At 60.4% G+C, this 18,080-nt stretch carries 14 protein-coding genes; 2 read left to right on the top strand and 12 right to left on the bottom strand.

What is annotated here, in order from left to right; genetic code table 11:
- Positions 1 to 24: 24 nt before the first annotated feature.
- The 5 genes from GQF03_RS07585 to miaA all read right to left on the bottom strand — a co-directional run bounded on the left by GQF03_RS07585 (position 25) and on the right by miaA (position 6,031).
- A complete protein-coding gene (locus GQF03_RS07585; RefSeq protein ID WP_161338644.1) occupies positions 25 to 1,065 on the bottom strand; it encodes a rod shape-determining protein in 1,041 nt (346 codons plus the stop codon).
- Positions 1,066 to 1,484: 419 nt separating this feature from the next.
- Positions 1,485 to 2,504, bottom strand: coding sequence for a ketol-acid reductoisomerase (gene ilvC / locus GQF03_RS07580; protein ID WP_161338643.1), 1,020 nt, complete (start codon positions 2,502 to 2,504; stop codon positions 1,485 to 1,487).
- A 57-nt stretch (positions 2,505 to 2,561) separates the two neighbouring features.
- On the bottom strand, positions 2,562 to 3,074 hold the full coding sequence (ilvN, locus tag GQF03_RS07575; protein WP_161338642.1) for an acetolactate synthase small subunit: 513 nt from the start codon (positions 3,072 to 3,074) through the stop codon (positions 2,562 to 2,564).
- 88 nt (positions 3,075 to 3,162) lie between these two features.
- Positions 3,163 to 4,926 (bottom strand): acetolactate synthase 3 large subunit, encoded by a 1,764-nt coding sequence (locus tag GQF03_RS07570; protein ID WP_161338641.1) that lies wholly within the window; start codon positions 4,924 to 4,926, stop codon positions 3,163 to 3,165.
- A 127-nt stretch (positions 4,927 to 5,053) separates the two neighbouring features.
- Complete coding sequence (gene miaA, locus GQF03_RS07565) at positions 5,054 to 6,031, bottom strand: tRNA (adenosine(37)-N6)-dimethylallyltransferase MiaA (RefSeq protein ID WP_162858446.1); 978 nt, start codon at positions 6,029 to 6,031, stop codon at positions 5,054 to 5,056.
- 19 nt (positions 6,032 to 6,050) lie between these two features.
- Between miaA and serB the strand changes: the two genes are divergently transcribed.
- Entirely contained in the window at positions 6,051 to 6,959 is a 909-nt protein-coding gene (gene serB, locus GQF03_RS07560) for a phosphoserine phosphatase SerB (protein WP_161338640.1), read from the top strand.
- A gap of 55 nt (positions 6,960 to 7,014) precedes the next feature.
- On the opposite strand, the gene GQF03_RS07555 is transcribed toward serB, so the two are convergent.
- From GQF03_RS07555 to hflK, 4 genes are all read right to left on the bottom strand, one after another.
- Entirely contained in the window at positions 7,015 to 8,547 is a 1,533-nt protein-coding gene (locus GQF03_RS07555; protein ID WP_161338639.1) for a DegQ family serine endoprotease, read from the bottom strand.
- A gap of 224 nt (positions 8,548 to 8,771) precedes the next feature.
- The gene (locus GQF03_RS07550) at positions 8,772 to 8,960 is read right to left on the bottom strand and encodes a DUF2065 family protein (protein ID WP_206376328.1); all 189 of its coding nucleotides are present in this window, start codon (positions 8,958 to 8,960) and stop codon (positions 8,772 to 8,774) included.
- 61 nt (positions 8,961 to 9,021) lie between these two features.
- A complete protein-coding gene (hflC, locus tag GQF03_RS07545) occupies positions 9,022 to 9,906 on the bottom strand; it encodes a protease modulator HflC (RefSeq protein WP_161338638.1) in 885 nt (294 codons plus the stop codon).
- The gene (gene hflK / locus GQF03_RS07540; protein WP_161338637.1) at positions 9,903 to 10,997 is read right to left on the bottom strand and encodes an FtsH protease activity modulator HflK; all 1,095 of its coding nucleotides are present in this window, start codon (positions 10,995 to 10,997) and stop codon (positions 9,903 to 9,905) included. Before hflK ends, hflC begins: the two co-directional genes overlap by 4 nt.
- A 190-nt stretch (positions 10,998 to 11,187) precedes the next feature.
- Between hflK and apbC the strand changes: the two genes are divergently transcribed.
- Entirely contained in the window at positions 11,188 to 12,297 is a 1,110-nt protein-coding gene (gene apbC, locus GQF03_RS07535) for an iron-sulfur cluster carrier protein ApbC (RefSeq protein WP_161338636.1), read from the top strand.
- Positions 12,298 to 12,330: 33 nt separating this feature from the next.
- Here the strand turns inward: apbC and ppdK are convergent, their stop codons facing one another.
- The 3 genes from ppdK to GQF03_RS07520 form a co-directional block, all read right to left on the bottom strand.
- Positions 12,331 to 15,009, bottom strand: a complete 2,679-nt coding sequence (gene ppdK, locus GQF03_RS07530) for a pyruvate, phosphate dikinase (protein ID WP_161338635.1) — start codon at positions 15,007 to 15,009, stop codon at positions 12,331 to 12,333.
- 77 nt (positions 15,010 to 15,086) lie between these two features.
- Entirely contained in the window at positions 15,087 to 17,141 is a 2,055-nt protein-coding gene (glyS, locus tag GQF03_RS07525) for a glycine--tRNA ligase subunit beta (protein ID WP_161338634.1), read from the bottom strand.
- A complete protein-coding gene (locus GQF03_RS07520; protein ID WP_161338633.1) occupies positions 17,142 to 18,035 on the bottom strand; it encodes a glycine--tRNA ligase subunit alpha in 894 nt (297 codons plus the stop codon).
- Between the last annotated feature and the right edge of the window lie 45 nt (positions 18,036 to 18,080).

Below are 18,080 nucleotides of genomic sequence, written 5' to 3'. Positions count from 1 at the left end.
CTTAAATACCTCTTGCCCAAGGGTTTAGTTTTCTCCGCTCAAGACGTGGCGGAGCGTTTTAATTTCTTCAAGCGCCCGTCCCGTGCCGATGGCGACGCAGGAGAGCGGCTCCTCGGCGATGGAGACCGGAAGGCCCGTCGCCTGGCGCAGCACATGATCGAAATTCCCAAGCAGCGAGCCGCCGCCGGTCAGGATGATGCCCTTGTCAACAATATCCGCGGCCAGTTCCGGCGCGGTATGTTCGAGCGCGACTTTCACCGCCTCGATAATGGCGCCCACCGGCTCGGCCAGGCTCTCGGCGATCTGCCGCTGGCTAATGATCAGTTCCTTCGGCACGCCGTTCATCAGGTCGCGACCGCGGATTTCCATGGTCTCGCCTTCGCCGTCCTCCGGCGCGCAGGCCGATCCGATCAGCTTCTTGATCCGCTCCGCCGAGCTTTCGCCGACGAGCAGGTTATGATTGCGGCGGATATAGGCGATGATCGCCTCGTCCATCTTGTCGCCGCCGACACGGACGCTTTTTGAATAGACAATACCGCCGAGGGAGAGAACGGCGACTTCCGTCGTCCCGCCGCCGATGTCGACAACCATGGAGCCGGTCGGCTCCGTCACCGGGAGGCCGGCGCCGATCGCCGCGGCCATCGGCTCGTCAATCAGGATCGCCTGGCGGGCGCCGGCATTCTCGGCGGCCTCCTTGATGGCCTTGCGTTCAACGGCGGTGGAGCCCGACGGGACGCAGATGATGATGAGCGGCCGCGCAAAGCTGCGGCGATGATGAACCTTGTGAATGAAATGCCGGATCATTTCCTCGGCAATCTCGAAGTCGGCGATAACCCCGTCCCGCAGCGGGCGAATGGCCTCGATATTCCCCGGCGTCCGGCCGAGCATCATCTTCGCCTCATCCCCAACGGCCAGAACCTGTTTCTTGCCCTTATTATGGAGGATGGCCACAACCGAGGGTTCATTCAACACAATACCGCGGCCCTTGACATAAACCAGCGTGTTTGCCGTTCCGAGGTCGATGGCCATATCGGCCGACATCCAGCCGAGTAATCCGTTTAACATTAAATTTGCCTCACATACCCTTTGACGGGACCCGCGCCGGGCCCCTGAATTGCGATAGAATGCGCGTCCAACATCCCGTTTTTGCCGTAAGCTCGGACCGAATTCATCCCTCGCCTACATTCTGCCGTCACGCCGATTTCCGCGTTGCCGGCGGCCCTTGTCGATACAGGCCCTGACACCGCTTTACCGTTATTGCAGAAGATAGTTAATTTTTTCCCACCATCCGCAGACAAATACGATTTATTCCCAATTTTAGGCAACTGATTTGTAAAGCAGATGCGACGATTACGCAAATGCCATTAACCATAAATTATGAAGAACAATCGAAAATTTTTTCCTGATATATAAGAGAGGCGGCAAAACCCCAACGCAAAAAGCCGGCGCAATGGCCGGCTTTTCCTAAAATCTCGACGGGAGACCTAGTTCTTGGATTTATCGACGAGACGGCCGGCGGCGATCCAGGGCATCATGGCCCGCAGGCGGGCGCCGACTTCCTCGATCTGGTGGGCGTCGTTGCGGGCGCGGATCGCCTTGAAGCTGGTCTGGCGCGCCTTGTTTTCCAGCATCCAGTCGCGGGTGAAGCGGCCGGACTGGATATCGTCAAGAACGCGTTTCATCTCCGCCTTGGTTTCCGATGTCACGATGCGCGGACCGGTGACATATTCGCCATATTCCGCCGTGTTGGAGATGGAGTAGTTCATGTTGGCGATGCCGCCCTCATAGATCAGATCGACGATCAACTTCACTTCATGCAGACATTCGAAATAGGCCATTTCCGGGGCATAGCCGCCCTCGACCAGGGTCTCGAAGCCGGCACGGATCAGCTCGACAAGGCCGCCGCAGAGGACCGCCTGCTCGCCGAAGAGGTCGGTTTCGCATTCTTCCTTGAAGCTGGTTTCGATGATGCCGGCGCGGCCGCCGCCGATGGCGGAGGCGTAGGAGAGCCCGATATCGAGCGCATTGCCCGACGCGTCCTGATGAACCGCGACAAGGCAGGGCACGCCGCCGCCACGCTGATATTCGGAGCGGACCGTGTGGCCCGGGCCCTTCGGCGCGATCATGAACACATCCATGTCGGCGCGCGGCACGATCAGGTTGAAATGCACATTCAGGCCGTGGGCGAAGACAAGCGCCGCGCCGTCCTTCATGTTCGGCGCGAGTTCCTCTTCATAGATTTCCGCCTGCAATTCGTCGGGGGTGAGCATCATGATCACATCGCCCCATTTGGCGGCATCCGCCGGGGTCATGACCTTGAGGCCGGCCGCGTCGGCCTTCGCCGCGGAGCTCGAGCCCGCGCGCAGCGCGACAGCCACTTCCTTGACACCGGAATCCTTCAGGTTGTTGGCATGGGCATGGCCCTGGCTGCCATAGCCGACGATGACAACTTTCTTGCCCTTGATCAGATTAACATCGGCATCGCTGTCGTAGTAAACGCGCATCTTGTCTCTTCCTTCTCGATATAAAGCTTTCTATTCAGTAATTCCCGGCCAGCCGCCTCACATGACGTCGGTGCCGCGATGCACGGCGACGACGCCGGTGCGGCAGACCTCCGCCTTGCCAAGCGGCTCCATCAGGCCGATGAAGGCCTTCACCTTGTCGGGGACGCCGGTCACCTCGAAGACAAAGGAATCCTCCGTGGTGTCGACGGCGCGGGCACGGAAAATATCCGCCATGCGCAGCGCCTCCACCCGTTTCTCGCCCCGGCTCACCACCTTCACAAGGGCCATTTCACGCTCGACGCTGGGCCCGTCGGTGGTCAGGTCGGCGATCTTGTGTACCGGAACCAGACGGCCGAGCTGCGCCTTGATCTGTTCGATCACCATGGCCGTGCCGGTGGTGACGATGGTGATACGCGACAGGTTCTCCGCCTCGTCGACGCGGGCCACCGTCAGGCTTTCGATATTATATCCGCGGCCCGAGAACAGGCCGACCACGCGGGCCAGCACACCGAACTCGTTATCCACGAGAACGGAGATGGTATGGCGGAAAATTTCGTTATCGTTACTCATTGTCCAGACATCCCTTTGCCAGCGCGGGTCACTTGTAAACCAGCATTAGAGTTAAATCCATAGCTTTTCGAAGGAAAATCGGCGGATTTTAGACCAGCGACAGCCCGTCGGAGGTCACTTTCGGTCCCGTGCCCTCCACCTCGTCGCCAAGCAGCATCTCGTTATGCGCCGCGCCCGAGGGCACCATGGGGAAGACATTCTCCGCCTTGTCGACGATCATATCGACCACGACCGGCCCCTTGATGGACAGCATTTCCTTGATGCAGTCATCGACCTGGTCGGGATCGGAGCAGCGCAGGCCCGTCGAGCCGAAGGCTTCCGCCAGCTTCACGAAATCGGGCAGGCTTTCCATGTAGCTTTCCGAATAGCGCCCGCCGTGGAGAAGTTCCTGCCACTGGCGGACCATGCCCATATATTCATTGTTGAGGATGAACACCTTCACCGGCAGCCGGTATTGCAGGATCGTCGAGAGTTCCTGGATATTCATCATTGTCGAGGCCTCGCCCGCGATATCGACGACCAGCGCATCGGGATGGGCGATCTGCACGCCCATCGCGGCGGGAAGGCCGTAGCCCATGGTGCCGAGCCCGCCCGAGGTCATCCAACGGTTCGGCTCCTCGAACTGGAGGAACTGCGCCGCCCACATCTGGTGCTGGCCGACCTCGGTGGTGAAGTAGCGGTCCATGCCCGTCGTCAGCTCGTTCAGCCGGGTCAGCGCATATTGCGGCTTGATGAACTTGCCCTTCTGTTCGAACTTGAGGCACTCCCTGCCCCGCCATTCGTCGATCTGCGCCCACCATTTCTTGAGCGCCGATCCGTCGGATTTGTGAACTTCCGACTTCCAGACCTTGATCATGTCTTCCAGCACATGGGCGACATCGCCGACGATCGGGATATCAACGGACACATTCTTGTTGATCGAGGACGGATCGATGTCGATATGGATCTTCTTCGATTTCGGCGAGAAGGCATCGAGCCGCCCCGTGATCCGGTCATCGAAGCGCGCGCCGATACAGACCATGACGTCGCAGTCATGCATGGCGTTGTTGGCCTCGAACGTGCCATGCATGCCGAGCATGCCGAGGAACTGCTTGTCCGAAGCCGGATAGGCGCCGAGGCCCATCAGCGTATTGGTGATCGGATAACCGGTCAGGCGGACGAGCTGGGTCAGCAGCTTCGACGCCTTGGGGCCCGAATTGATGACGCCGCCGCCCGTATAGAAGACCGGCCGTTTGGCATGCGAGATCAGCTTGACCGCCGCCTTGATCGCCTTGAGGTCGCCTTTCAGCTGCGGCTTGTAGCTCTTGTGCTTGACAAGCGCCGGCGGAACATAGGTGCCCGTCGCCAGCTGCACGTCCTTCGGCAGGTCGACGACGACCGGGCCCGGACGGCCGTTGGTCGCGACATAGAAGGCCTCATGCATGACCCGCGCAAGATCGTTGGCGTCCTTGACGAGATAGTTATGCTTGGTCACCGGGCGGGTGATGCCGACGGTATCCGCCTCCTGAAAGGCGTCATTGCCGATCATATGGGTCGCCACCTGCCCGGTCAGGCAGATAACGGGGATGCTGTCCATCAGCGCGTCGGCGAGGCCGGTGACCGCGTTGGTCGCGCCGGGGCCGGAGGTGACGAGGACGACGCCGGGCTTGCCGGTCGAGCGGGCATAGCCCTCCGCCGCATGCACCGCGCCGCCTTCCTGGCGGACGAGGATATGACGGATGCTGTTCTGCTTGAAAATCTCGTCATAGAGCGGTAGCACGGCGCCCCCAGGATATCCGAAAATCACTTCCACGCCCTGATCCTTGAGCGCTTTGATTACGATTTCTGCTCCTGTCATGTCCTGGTTTGCCATCTGCCTGATCCTGATTTTCGTGCTTGGCACGCACCGGTTAAATTCCAATAGAAAAAAAGCGCCCGGCGCAATACCGGGCGTCATTTACGGGCCATGAACCCTTGGCCTCATTGGCGAAACTAGACCTTCAATTCTCGTCAGTCAACAAAAATCGACGAATAAATGGAAAGAATTCGTCTTTTAAACTTTCCAAATCTTGCGCAAAAGATCGATTTGCTTCGCACATCTTATTCCGGACCCAGGTTAACTGACGTTTCGCATAGCGCCGTGTGAGCATCTTGATGCGATCCACTGCCTCCGCCTGTTCAAGCCTGCCCTCAAGAACGGCGATCAGTTCGGGCACGCCGAGCGCCTTCATCGCGGGCAGCGCCGGATCGAGACCGCGCGCCCGCAGCGCCCGCACCTCGTCGAGCGCGCCGCCCTCCGCCACCATCCAGTCGAGACGGCGGTCGCATCTTTCGTAGAGCCAGGCGCGGTCGGGAGTGAGCGCGAGCCAGAGCCGCGGCCCTTCGAGAATATCGCCAGAGGGCGCGCGCTTCTGCCATTCGCCGAGGGTCACGCCCGTCTCCTCCACCACCTCGAGCGCGCGGAGAAGTCGCTGCGTATCCCCCTCGTTGAGCTTTGCCGCCATTTCGGGGTCTTTTTGGCTGAGCATTTTATGTATGACCGCATTGCCCTCACGTTTTTGCAGCTCCCGCAACCGGCCCCGCACCGCGTCGGAAATCTCCGGCACCTCGGCGATGCCTTTGGTCAGGATATCGAAATAGAGCCCGGTGCCGCCGACGATGACGGGCAGCTTGCCCGCGCTCCGGACTTCCTCGATCTCCTCGAGGGCCATATCGCGCCAGCGCGCGGCGTTGCAGTAATCGGCGGGATCGAGCACGCCGTAGAGCCGATGGGGCGCGCGCGCCTCCTCTTCCGCGTCGGGGCGGGCCGTGAGAACGCGGAGGCCGCTATAAACCTGCATACTGTCCGCATTGATGATGACACCGTCAAATTCCTCTGCTATGGCAATGGCCAAAGCGGATTTGCCGCTGGCGGTGGGCCCGGCCAACAGGACCGCCCCCGCCTGGCGCCGGATCGGCGTTGCGTTTTTATCCGTCAAGGAAGTACAGCCTCACGTCATGATACAGAAATCGGTTCTCACCCTCGTCGCTGATCATACAGCCGGAAGCACAATTCGCAATATCGCAGAGGATCTCGCCGCGGCGCTCAAACGCGCCGGTGCGAGGTGCGATGCGCCGGACTGGCTTGCCGCCGATCAGGCGGTTGATATCGCCTTTTCCGGGCTGGAAACGAAAGCGGCCAACGCCTGCGTCCGGGACGCGGACCTGCCGGCGGGCATCGATTACTGCCTCCAGCCGCTCGCCGACCGGCGCAAGAAGCTTTTCCTCGCCGATATGGACAGCACCATCATCACCGTCGAATGCATTGACGAGCTGGCCGACTTCGCGGGCTTTCGCGAGGAAGTCTCGGCGATCACCGAGCGGGCGATGAATGGCGAGCTTGAGTTCAACGAGGCCTTTCGCGCCCGTGTCGCCATGCTGAAGGGCCTGAAGGAGGAGGCGCTGCAGCGGGTCTTCGATGAGCGCGTCCGGCTGACCCCCGGCGCGGCGACGCTGGTCCGGACGATGCGGGCGAACGGCGTCTATACCGCGCTTGTCTCCGGCGGGTTCACCTTTTTCACCAACCGGGTCCGCGACGAGGTCGGCTTCCATATGGACATGAGCAACGAGCTATTGTTCGAGGGGGGCGCGCTCACCGGCATTGCCGCCGAGCCGATCCTGAACTCCACCGCCAAGCTCAACACGCTCGAAGCGCTGCGGCATGAGAAAAATCTGCGGCGGGAGGAAACGCTGGCCATCGGCGACGGGGCCAACGATATCCCGATGATCGAGGCGGCGGGCCTCGGCGTCGCCTTTCATGCGAAGGAAAAGGCCGCGGCGGCGGCGGATGCCAATATCCGCTACGGCGACCTGACGACGCTGCTCTATTTCCAGGGCTACCGGCGCGAGGAATTCGTGGAGGCATAAAAAATGGCGCCGCCTCTTGCGAGGGGCGCCATCTTCCGTCAAAGGGAGGTCAGCCTCAGCTTTCCTTGTTCAGCTTGAGCGCGATGAAGCGGGAATTATCGCCGCGCTTGAGGAGCAGCAGGACAGATTTCTTGTCCGTTGCCTGAATTTCAGCGATGCGTTCCTTCATCTGCTCCGGGCTGGCGACCGGCTCGAGCTGCGCCTCGGCGACGACGTCACCGGGGCGGATGCCCTTCTCCGCCGCTTCGGAGTTCGGATCGACATCCGTCACCACAACCCCGTTCAGATCGGCGGCAATGCCGTATTGTTCACGGGCGCTGTCGTTGATCGCCGAAAGTTCCATGCCGAGAAGCTCGACGGCCTGGCTCGTGCCGGACGACGGCGAAGCGCTCGCCATGGCGGTTTCGGCTTTCTCAAGCTCGCCGAGCGTGACCGTCACGTCCGTCGTCTTGCCGCCCCGCCAGAGTTCGACCGCGACTTCGGAACCAACCTTGGATTCAGCCACCAGGCGGGACAGTTCGCGCGGTTCGCTGACTTTCTCGCCGTTAAACTTCAGGATCACGTCACCGGCCTTGATGCCCGACTTGAAGGCCGGGCCGTCTTCGGGGACACCGGCCACGAGAACGCCGTCGGTGCTCTTGAGGTCAAGCCCTTCGGCGATTTCCTCGGTCACCGGCTGGATGACGACGCCAAGCCAGCCGCGGCTCGTCTTACCGAACTCGATCAGCTGCTCAACAACCGGCATTGCCAGCTCGGAGGGAACCGAGAAGCCGATGCCGATGCTGCCGCCGGACTGCGAGAAGATCGCCGTGTTGATGCCGATCACCTCGCCATCCATATTGAACAGCGGACCACCGGAGTTGCCCTTGTTGATGGAGGCGTCCGTCTGGATATAGTCGTCATAGGGACCGGAGCGGATATCGCGTCCCCGGGCCGAGATGATACCGGCGGTCACCGTGCCGCCCAGGCCATAGGGATTACCGATCGCCAGCACCCAGTCGCCAACGCGGGACTTGTCGCTATCGCCCCAGCTGACGTCGGTCAGCGGATGCGCTTTCGGATCGATCTTGAGAACCGCGATATCGGTCTTCGGATCCTTGCCGACCAGGGTCGCCGGTACCTTTTCACCGTCCTGGAAGATCACCTTGATCTCGTCGGCGCCGTCGATCACGTGGTTATTGGTGATGACATAGCCGTCCTTCGCATTGATCACGAAGCCGGACCCGAGCGAGGTCGCCTTGCGCTCCCGCTCCTCGCCGTTCTTGTCGCGATTGCCGAATTCCTTGAAGAAATCCTCGAACGGATGACCTTCCGGCAGTTTCGGGAAGGCGCCGCTCGGCCCCTTGACGGTCTGTGTCGTCGAGATATTGACGACCGCCGGCGAGAGTTTCTCGACGAGGTCGGCAAAGCTGTCGGGGACGCCACGCGCCTTCGCGTTAAAGGCGAAAACGGTCATGACGGCGAACACCGTCAAGGTCGTAACGATCATGGCGCCGTACTTACGTGCGCCCGGCGTGCGTTCCGCCGCCACCCGGACGTCATTCTCCGCCGATTTTGGCAGTGCTGAGTATCGGTTATACAAGCTCATCTTCCTTCTATAATTCGATTCTCTGCCGGGGTCCAAAGATCGCAAGCAGAGGATCAACTGACAATATTAACCCCTCTTTTCCCTAACCTCCGGCGGGGCCGGCGGCTGCATTTCGCCGTATGTACCTAGAAATCAATTAAGGCAGAAATGTGCAAAACGAACCCGTTTTTCAAGAAATGTCGGTTAAATTAAAAATTCCTGCAATTTCAACAGCCATGAGCCCATTATCCCCGGATCACCCAGACCAGAATAACGCCGATCACCGCCGCCGCCAGGCCGAATATGCGCAAAATATGACTGGGCGTCCCCATCGCCGTCACCATCATCCGCTTCATGCCGTCGGGAAACAGGGCATAGAGCGCGCCTTCAAAAAACAGCACCAACGCCGCCGCCAGCATAATATCCGTTACCACGCGTCCCGCCTCTTGTAAAAAACGGCCCGCAGTCAGATACGGGCCGTTTTCATACTGTTACCTATTTGTCTTCTTCAGAGGTGACATTCTGTCGATCGAAGTACTTGAAAAACTGCGAAGTCGGCGACAGCACCATGGTTGTGTCCGTATCCGCCATCGACCCGCGATAGGCCTGCATGGAGCGATAGAAGGCGAAGAAATCCTCATCCTTGCCGAACGCCTCAGCGAAGATACGGTTTTTCTCACCGTCGCCCTCACCGCGGAGGATTTCCGAATCCTTCCGGGCATTGGCGATCAGGACCGTGCGTTCCTTGTCCGCATTGGCCGTGATCCGCTGGGCGATTTCCGCACCCGTTGCCCGGATCTCCTTGGCTTCCTGCTCACGCTGGGACCGCATCCGGTCAAAGACCTTCTCGCTGTTTTCCTTCGGCAGGTCGGCCCGGACGATCCGCACATCGATCACGTCAATGCCGGAGGCCTTGGCTTCCGTATTCACCTGTTCGCGGATCTGGTTCATCAGGTTGGACCGCTCGCCCGAAACGATATTGTTCAGGGACTGGCGACCGAGGTTCTGCCGGAGCTGCGAGTTCAGGATCGTTTCCAGACGCGCATAGGCGATCTGGATATTGCCATAGGACTGGTAATACTGCAGCGGGTTGGCAATACGGAACCGGGCGAAACTGTCCACCATCAGGCGCTTCTGGTCCCGTGTCACGACCTCTTCACGCTGTGTGCTGACGGATAGGACACGCTTGTCCACATAGACAACATCCTGCACGAAGGGGAGCTTGAAGTTAAGCCCCGGTTCCTGGATGACCCGTTGCGGCTTACCAAACTGCATGACGATCGCCTGCTCCGTCTGGTAAACGGTAAAGAGCGCACTGGACGCCACCACACCGAGCGCCACCAGCAAAATGGCGATAACTGTCAAAAATGTCTTATTCATTTCTTGGTCGCCCCTTTCTGCAGTTCATTGAGTGGCAGGTAGGGAACAACGCCTTGCGCGCCGTCCTTACCAATATCAATGATCATTTTCTGCTTACCCGTGAACACTTCCTGCAGCGTTTCAAGATAGATACGCTGACGCGTCACATAGGGCGCCTTGGCATATTCGTTATAGATGGAGATAAAGCGCGCCGCCTCACCTTCGGCTTCGGCAATCACACGCTGCTTATAACCTTCGGCTTCCTGGCGGATCATTTCCGCCTGACCACGGGCCCGCGGGATGATGTCGTTGGCATAGGCCAGCGCTTCGTTCTGCGCCCGCTCCTTGTCGGCCTCGGCGGCCTGCACATCGCGGAACGCGGCAATCACCTGGCTCGGTGGTTCCGCATTTTTAAGCTGTACCTGCAGAATGGAAACACCCGCGCCATATTCGTCGAGCACTTCCTGAAGCCGTTTCAACACTTCCGTCTCGACCAGCAGCCGGCCTTCGGTAATGGCCGCCGTCAGGTCCGTACGCCCGATCACCTCACGCATGGCGCTCTCACCCACGGCCTTGATGGTGAGCTCCGGCTGATCGACATTAAAGAGGAACTTGCCGGCATCGGCGATCCGCCAGAGAACCGTAAAGCCGACATCGACGATATTCTCGTCCCCGGTCAGCATCAGGCTTTCCGCCTCAACCGGAGTCGATCCGCCGCCGCGCGTCGGGCGGAAGCCGATCTCGACACTGTTGACCTTCGTTACCTCGGGCGTCAGGACCGTCTCAATCGGATATGGCAGATGATAGTTCAGGCCGGGCTGGGTGGTTTCCGACCATTTGCCGAAGCGAAGAACAACGCCCTGCTCCGTGGTCTCAACCTTGTAGAAGCCGCTGATCAGCCAGGCGCAGAGAATTACCAGCAACAGGATGATGATGCCGATCTTGCCGCCACCGCCCCCCGGGATGATATCTTTCAGCCGGTCCTGGCCCTTCTTGATGATGTCTTCCAGATTGGGGGGTTGTTGGCCGCTTGGCCCCTGCCCCCAAGGTCCGCGATTACCACCGCCGCCTTGCCAGCCTCCGTCATTACCACCCTGATTGTTCCAAGGCATATGGTCGCCTCTCCTTTATTTCTGCGCAGATTTTGCGCGTTTGCTAACTTTGCGTAGTCGCGTTATATGACACCCTGCAACTTTCTGCAACGGAACACGGAGAGAGAAACGCTTTATTTCTCTCAATCCGCATTCGTGCAGATTTTTAATCTATGCCTACCATTTTGTGTCCGAAGCGGAGTTTTCAAGCATGTCAGCGATAAATGAGCAAACTGTCATCAATTGCCTCGATCAGGTGATCGATCCGAAATCGGGCAAGAGCGCGGTGGCGCTCGGGTTGATCGCCGGTCTGGTGATCAAGGACGGTAATGTCGGTTTCGCGCTGGAAATCAATCCCAAGGAAGCAAACGAGATGGAGCTTCTTCGCAAGAAATGCGAAGATGCCGTCTTTGCGCTGCCCGGCGTGAAATCGGTGAGCGCTGTGCTTACCGCCGAGCAGGCGGCCGCCGCGCCGTCCCGCCCGCAAACGCCGCCCCAGCAACAACCGGCGCAGAAACCGGAAGTGCCGGGCGTTGCCGCGATTGTCGCGGTCGCAAGCGGCAAAGGCGGCGTCGGCAAATCGACCTGCGCCGTCAATCTTGCGCTCGGCCTTGCCGCTCTCGGCCTCAAGGTCGGGATGCTGGATGCGGATGTCTATGGCCCGTCGCTCCCGCGCATGCTCGGCCTCAAGGGCAAGCCGCAGTCAAAGGACGGCAAGAAGCTGATCCCGATGGAGAAATGGGGCCTCAAGGTCATGTCCATGGGTTTCCTGGTGGAGGAGGACACGCCGATGATCTGGCGCGGACCGATGATCATGAGCGCGCTGCAGCAGATGGTGTTCGATGTGGACTGGGGCGCACTCGACGTGCTCATCGTCGATATGCCGCCCGGTACCGGGGACGCGCAGTTGACGCTGGCCCAGAAAGTGCCGCTCGCCGGCGCGGTGATCGTCTCCACCCCGCAGGATATTGCGTTAATTGACGCCCGTAAAGGTCTGAATATGTTCCGCAAAGTCGATGTGCCGGTGTTTGGCATTATCGAGAATATGAGCTATTTTCTCTGCCCGTCCTGCGGCGAGCGGTCGGATATCTTCGGCCATGGCGGCGCCCATGAAACGGCGAAGGAACTCGGCGTCGATTTCCTGGGCGAAGTGCCCCTGCATATGGATATCCGCAAAACCTCCGACGCCGGCACGCCCATCACCGCGACGGAGCCCGACAGCGCCCACGCCAAAATCTACCGCGATCTGGCGGCAAAGGTGCAGGAAAAGATCGAACAGAGCCTAGCCACCGCCTCAGGCCCGAAAATCGTCATTGAATAACGAAAAAGCCCGGATCGCTCCGGGCTTTTTATTTTACGCTTCCGAGACGCGCTGGAGGCCGAGGGCGGCCTGCGCGGCGGCCAATCTCGCGATCGGCACACGGTAGGGTGAGCAGGAGACATAGTCGAGGCCGACCCGCTCACAGAAATCGATACTCGCCGGGTCGCCGCCATGCTCCCCGCAAATCCCGAGCTTGATATCCTCGCGGGTTTCGCGGCCGCGATCGGCGGCAATCTGCACCAGCTCGCCCACCCCTTCCTGATCGAGAGAGACGAAGGGATCGGTTTCATAGATGCCCTGGTTCACGTAATCCTCAAGGAACGAACCGCTATCATCGCGGCTGATGCCATAGGTCGTCTGGGTCAGGTCATTGGTGCCGAAGGAGAAGAACTCCGCCTCCCGCGCGATATCGCCGGCCCGGAGCGCGGCGCGCGGCAGCTCGATCATCGTGCCGATGAGATACTCGATCTCCTTGCCGGTCTCATCATGGATCGCATCGGCGACCGCCTTGATCTTGCCTTTCAGGATTTCGAGCTCCCGCCGGGTCGCGACCAGCGGGATCATGATTTCGGGGATCACGGTCTCGCCGAGCTCCTTGCTGACCTCGGCCGCGGCCTCCAGGATCGCGCGGGCCTGCATCTCGTAGATTTCCGGGAAGGAAATGCCGAGACGGCAGCCGCGATGGCCGAGCATCGGGTTGAACTCATGCAGTTGCAGCGCCCGGTGACGGAGTTTTCCCGGATCGGCGCCAAGGGCCTCGGCAAGCTCGTCGATCTCCTCGTCGGTTTTCGGCAGGAATTCATGGAGCGGCGGATCGAGCAGGCGGATCGTGACGGGCAGCCCGGCCATGATGCGGAACAGCTCGACAAAGTCGCTGCGCTGATAAGGCAGCAATTTCGCAAGCGCCGCGCGCCGCTCTTCCGTCGTTTCGGCCAGGATCATCTGGCGGACAGAGACAATCCGCTCGGCATCGAAGAACATATGCTCTGTGCGGCAGAGGCCGACACCTTCGGCGCCGAATTTCCGCGCGGTTTCCGCATCCAGCGGCGTTTCCGCATTGGCGCGCACCTTCATGCGGCGGATTTCATCGGCCCAGGACATCAGCTCCCCGAACTCGCCGGAAAGTTCCGGCATGATCATGTCGACCGCGCCCAGCATGACCTCGCCGCTGCCGCCGTCGATGGTGACGATATCACCCTTGTTATAGGTCTCGCCGAGCACGCTCAGGGTCTCGTTCTTGTAATCGATATTGAGCGCGCCGGCGCCGGAGACGCAGGCCCGGCCCATACCGCGCGCAACAACGGCCGCGTGGCTGGTCATGCCGCCGCGGCTGGTGAGAATGCCCTTCGCCGCATGCATGCCGTGAATATCCTCAGGGCTCGTCTCGATCCGGACAAGGATGACCGATTTCCCCTCGCCTGCCAGGGCTTCGGCCTCGTCACTGTTGAAGACGATCTGCCCAGAGGCGGCGCCGGGGCTGGCCGGCAGTCCGCGGGCGATAACCTCCCGCTCCGCCGCGGGATCAAGGGTCGGGTGCAACAGCTGATCGAGGGAGGCCGGGTCGATGCGTTTCACCGCCTCGTTCTTGTCGATCAGGCCTTCGTTCACCATGTCGATGGCGATCTTGAGCGCGGCCTTCGCCGTGCGCTTGCCGGACCGGGTCTGCAGCATCCAGAGCTTGCCCTGCTGGACGGTAAATTCGATATCCTGCATGTCGCGGTAATGGGCTTCCAGCTTCTTGTACACCTCGACAAGCTGGGCGAAGACGTCGGGGAAGATTTCCTCCATCGACGGCATTTCTGAGCCCGCATCGAGCCGCGCCTGTTTGGTGAGGTTCTGGGGCGTGCGGATACCGGCAACCACGTCCTCCCCTTGCGCATTCACCAGGAATTCGCCGTAGAAAATCTTTTGCCCGGTGGACGGATCGCGGGTGAAGGCAACGCCGGTCGCGCTGTCGTCGCCCATATTGCCGAACACCATGGCCTGCACGTTGACCGCCGTGCCCCAGCTGGCCGGGATGTCATGCAGGCGGCGGTAGGTGATGGCGCGCTGGTTCGTCCAGGAACTGAACACCGCGCCGATGGCACCCCAGAGCTGGTCCTGCACATCCTGCGGGAAGGGCCGGCCGAGCTCTTCCTCGACCTTCGCCTTATACTGCCCGACGAGGCGTTCCCAGTCTTCCGCCACCAGATCTGTATCGAGATGATAGCCGTTTTCCTCTTTCAGGATTTCCAGCAGTTCCTCGAAATGATAATGCTCGACGCCGAGCACCACGTCGGAATACATCTGGATGAAGCGGCGGTAGCTGTCATAGGCGAAGCGCTTGTCGCCGCTCTGCGCTTCCAGCCCCTTGACCGTCTCGTCATTGAGGCCGAGGTTGAGGACGGTGTCCATCATGCCGGGCATCGAGGCCCGCGCGCCGGACCGGACCGAGACGAGAAGCGGCTTTTCGGGATTGCCGAAGCCGCCGCCGACAGAGTCTTCAATCTCGGCAATCGCCGCATCCACCTGACCGGCCAGCGTGTCCGGATAGGTTTCGTTATTCTCAAGATAGGCCGTGCAGACTTCCGTGGTGATGGTAAAACCGGACGGAACCGGCAGGCCGAGGTTGCTCATCTCCGCCAGGTTCGCGCCCTTGCCGCCAAGCAGGTTGCGCATATCCGCCGTGCCGTCTGCCTTGCCATCGCCAAAAGAATATACCCACTTCGTCATCTCGATATCGCCCTTCTGATGTTAATGCTCTCGTCTTACTGAGTTCGTCACATGCACATACGCTTAAAAAGTAAAGATTAGCCTTCGATTTTCGATAAATCCGCCAATTGATCCAAAAGGTTGCGGATTGTGGAGAGAAGCCGGAGCCGGTTCGCCCGGAGCGCGGCATCCTCCGCATTCACGGTGACCTTGTCGAAGAAGGCATCGACCGGCTTCCTGAGCCGCGCCGCCGCCGCCCCCGCGGCTTCGAACTCGTCCATGTCGATCGCGGCAGTGACAAGGCCCGAGACTTCCTTGATCCGCTTGTCGAGCGCCAGTTCCTCCGCGTCGGCAAGCAGGGCTTCATCCACCGGCGCATCATAGGTTACGCCGTCCTTCTTCTCCTCGATCCGGAGGATATTGGCCGCGCGGCGGTAGGCGATGAGCAAATTCGCCCCATCCTCGGAATCAAGGAAGCTGGAGAGCGCCTCAACCCGCGCCATCAGACGGAGCAGATCATCTTCGCCAAGCGCAAAGGCCGCGGTGATATAATCGTGGCGGACATTCTGTTCTTTCAGATGGACCTTCAGCCGGTCGGCAAAGAACGCGAGCAGCTCAGACTCATCCAGTGTCTCAGGAACGTCGTGTAACGCGCCGGATTTGCGGAATATATCGAGGAGCGGAAGGCGCAGCCTGTTTTCCAGCACCAGCCGGATCACGCCCAGCGCGGCGCGCCGAAGCGCATAGGGATCCTTCGATCCGGTCGGTTTTTCGTCGATGGCGAAAAAGCCGGTGAGCGTATCGATCTTGTCGGCCAGCGCGACGATGACGCTGGCGGGTTCCGACGGGCAGCTATCGTTCGGGCCCAAGGGCGAATAATGTTCCTCAATCGCCGTCGCGACGGCCACGCTCTCGCCGTCATGCGCCGCATAATAGCGGCCCATCAATCCTTGCAGATCGGCAAACTCCCCGACCATCTCCGTGGTGAGGTCGGCTTTTGCGAGCAGCGCGGCGCGCGCCGCGGCCTCGGCATCGGAATTCGGCACAAAGGGCGCAATCTCGGCGGTGAGTTTGATGATGCGTTCCACCTTCTCCCGCACGGTGCCGAGCTTCGCATGAAAGATGATTTTTTCTAGATCAGGAACGCGGCTTTCCAGGCTCTTCTCCCGGTCCTTGTCCCAGAAGAATTTCGCATCCGACAGGCGCGCGCTCAGCACCCGCTCGTTCCCGGCGGTGATTTCCCTGCCGCCATCCTCCGCGCGGAGGTTCGCGACCACAATAAAGCGCGGGGCCATCCTGCCGTCACTCCCTGCCAAGGAAAAATATTTCTGATGGCTGCGCATGGCGGAGATCAGGGCCTCCTGCGGCACCTCAAGGAAGCTTGTATCAATCGAGCCGATCAGGCTTTCCGGCCATTCGACAAGGCCGGCAACCTCGGAGAGCAGCGCCGGATCCTCGATCAGCGCCAGCCCTTCCGCCGCGGCGAGGCGGGCGGCATCCTTGGCGATGATCTTCTCGCGATCCGTCGCATCGAGCACCACATAGGCGGATTTGAGCCGCGCCTGGTAATCGGCGAAATCCTTCACCGTGATCGCCTCCGGCGCCATGAAGCGATGGCCGAAGGTCTGGTTGTTGGCGGTCAGATGCTCCCATGCAAGCGGCACCGTCTTCCCATCGAACAGGCAGAGGATGTTATGCAGCGGCCGCACCCAGCGCGCCGAATAGGCGCCCCAACGCATCGGTTTGGGCCAGGGCACGGCGGAGATGGCGGTGTTCAAAAGCCCCGGCAGCACGTCCATCGTCGGGCGGCCCTTGTTCTCGATCACAGCGTAATAGAAGCTGCCCTTCTCGGTTTCCCGCTCCTCCAGCTGGTCGCGACTAAGCCCGGCGGATTTCATGAAGCCCTCGACCGCCTTGTCCGGCGCGCCGACACGGGGGCCGCGCTTCTCCTCGAAGGTATCGAGCTGGGCGGCCGGCAGGCCATCCACAACAACCGCAAGCCGCCGCGCGGTTGCGAAGCCACGGATGTCGTCGCAGTCCAGCCCCGCCTCTTTCAGGCCGGCGCTGATAAGGCGGGCGAGATCGTCCGCCGCCTTGTTCTGCATGCGCGCAGGGATTTCCTCGGAGAAGAGCTCCAGCAGCAGTTCCGCCATTTACGCCTCCTCCTTCAGGTGCCCGCGCCCCTTGAGCCATTGGGTTGCGCAGCCCTTCGCGAGCGCCCGCACGCGGGCGATATAGGCGGCGCGCTCGGTCACGCTGATGACGCCGCGCGCGTCCAGAAGATTGAACAGATGGCTCGCCTTCATGCATTGGTCATAGGCCGGCAGCGCAAGCCCCTCGGCCAGAATTTCCTGACACTGGATTTCCGCATCCTCGAAATGACGGAGCAGGATATCGACATTAGAATGTTCGAAATTATAGGCGGAGAATTCCTTCTCGTTCTGCAGGAAGACGTCGCCATAGGTCACGCCGGCGTCATTCCACTTAAGATCGAACATGCGGTCAACGCCCTGGACATACATGGCAAGCCGCTCGAGCCCGTAGGTGAGCTCGCCGGAGACGGGGCTGCATTCAAACCCGCCGACCTGCTGGAAGAAGGTGAACTGGCTTACCTCCATCCCGTCGCACCAGACTTCCCAGCCAAGCCCCCAAGCGCCCAAGGTCGGGCTTTCCCAGTCATCCTCGACAAAGCGGATGTCGTGGTTTTTCGGATCGATCCCGAGGGCATAGATGCTTTCCAGATAGAGTTCCTGGATATTGTCCGGGGAGGGTTTCAGGAGGACCTGGAACTGATAGTAATGCTGCGTGCGGTTCGGATTTTCGCCATAACGCCCGTCGGTTGGACGGCGCGACGGCTGCACATAGGCCGCATTCCAGGGCTCGGGACCGAGCGCACGGAGCGTCGTCGCCGGATGAAAGGTCCCCGCGCCCACCTCCATATCGTAGGGCTGCAGGATCACGCAGCCCTTCGACGACCAGAAATGTTGTAAGGTCAGGATCAGGTCCTGAAAAGAGTTGGACGGCGCGGAGGCCAGATTACCCGCCATAACTACAGACCACACTGCTTTGAGAGAATTTGCGGTGCAACATAA

It is taken from the genome of Sneathiella chungangensis (assembly GCF_009882935.1).
Lineage (GTDB): Bacteria > Pseudomonadota > Alphaproteobacteria > Sneathiellales > Sneathiellaceae > Sneathiella > Sneathiella chungangensis.
Note: the sequence above shows the minus strand (reverse complement) of the source record. Positions and strands in the feature narration are given on the sequence as shown.

What these genes read in the sequence shown, in the direction of transcription:
- glyS (WP_161338634.1), bottom strand. Translation starts at nt 17,141, where the DNA reads ATGGCGGAACTGCTGCTGGAGCTCTTCTCCGAGGAAATCCCTGCGCGC.
- ilvN (WP_161338642.1), bottom strand. Translation starts at nt 3,074, where the DNA reads ATGAGTAACGATAACGAAATTTTCCGCCATACCATCTCCGTTCTCGTG.
- GQF03_RS07555 (WP_161338639.1), bottom strand. Translation starts at nt 8,547, where the DNA reads ATGAGCTTGTATAACCGATACTCAGCACTGCCAAAATCGGCGGAGAAT.
- GQF03_RS07570 (WP_161338641.1), bottom strand. Translation starts at nt 4,926, where the DNA reads ATGGCAAACCAGGACATGACAGGAGCAGAAATCGTAATCAAAGCGCTC.
- hflC (WP_161338638.1), bottom strand. Translation starts at nt 9,906, where the DNA reads ATGAATAAGACATTTTTGACAGTTATCGCCATTTTGCTGGTGGCGCTC.
- ilvC (WP_161338643.1), bottom strand. Translation starts at nt 2,504, where the DNA reads ATGCGCGTTTACTACGACAGCGATGCCGATGTTAATCTGATCAAGGGC.
- GQF03_RS07585 (WP_161338644.1), bottom strand. Translation starts at nt 1,065, where the DNA reads ATGTTAAACGGATTACTCGGCTGGATGTCGGCCGATATGGCCATCGAC.
- hflK (WP_161338637.1), bottom strand. Translation starts at nt 10,997, where the DNA reads ATGCCTTGGAACAATCAGGGTGGTAATGACGGAGGCTGGCAAGGCGGC.
- apbC (WP_161338636.1), top strand. Translation starts at nt 11,188, where the DNA reads ATGTCAGCGATAAATGAGCAAACTGTCATCAATTGCCTCGATCAGGTG.
- ppdK (WP_161338635.1), bottom strand. Translation starts at nt 15,009, where the DNA reads ATGACGAAGTGGGTATATTCTTTTGGCGATGGCAAGGCAGACGGCACG.
- GQF03_RS07520 (WP_161338633.1), bottom strand. Translation starts at nt 18,035, where the DNA reads ATGGCGGGTAATCTGGCCTCCGCGCCGTCCAACTCTTTTCAGGACCTG.
- serB (WP_161338640.1), top strand. Translation starts at nt 6,051, where the DNA reads ATGATACAGAAATCGGTTCTCACCCTCGTCGCTGATCATACAGCCGGA.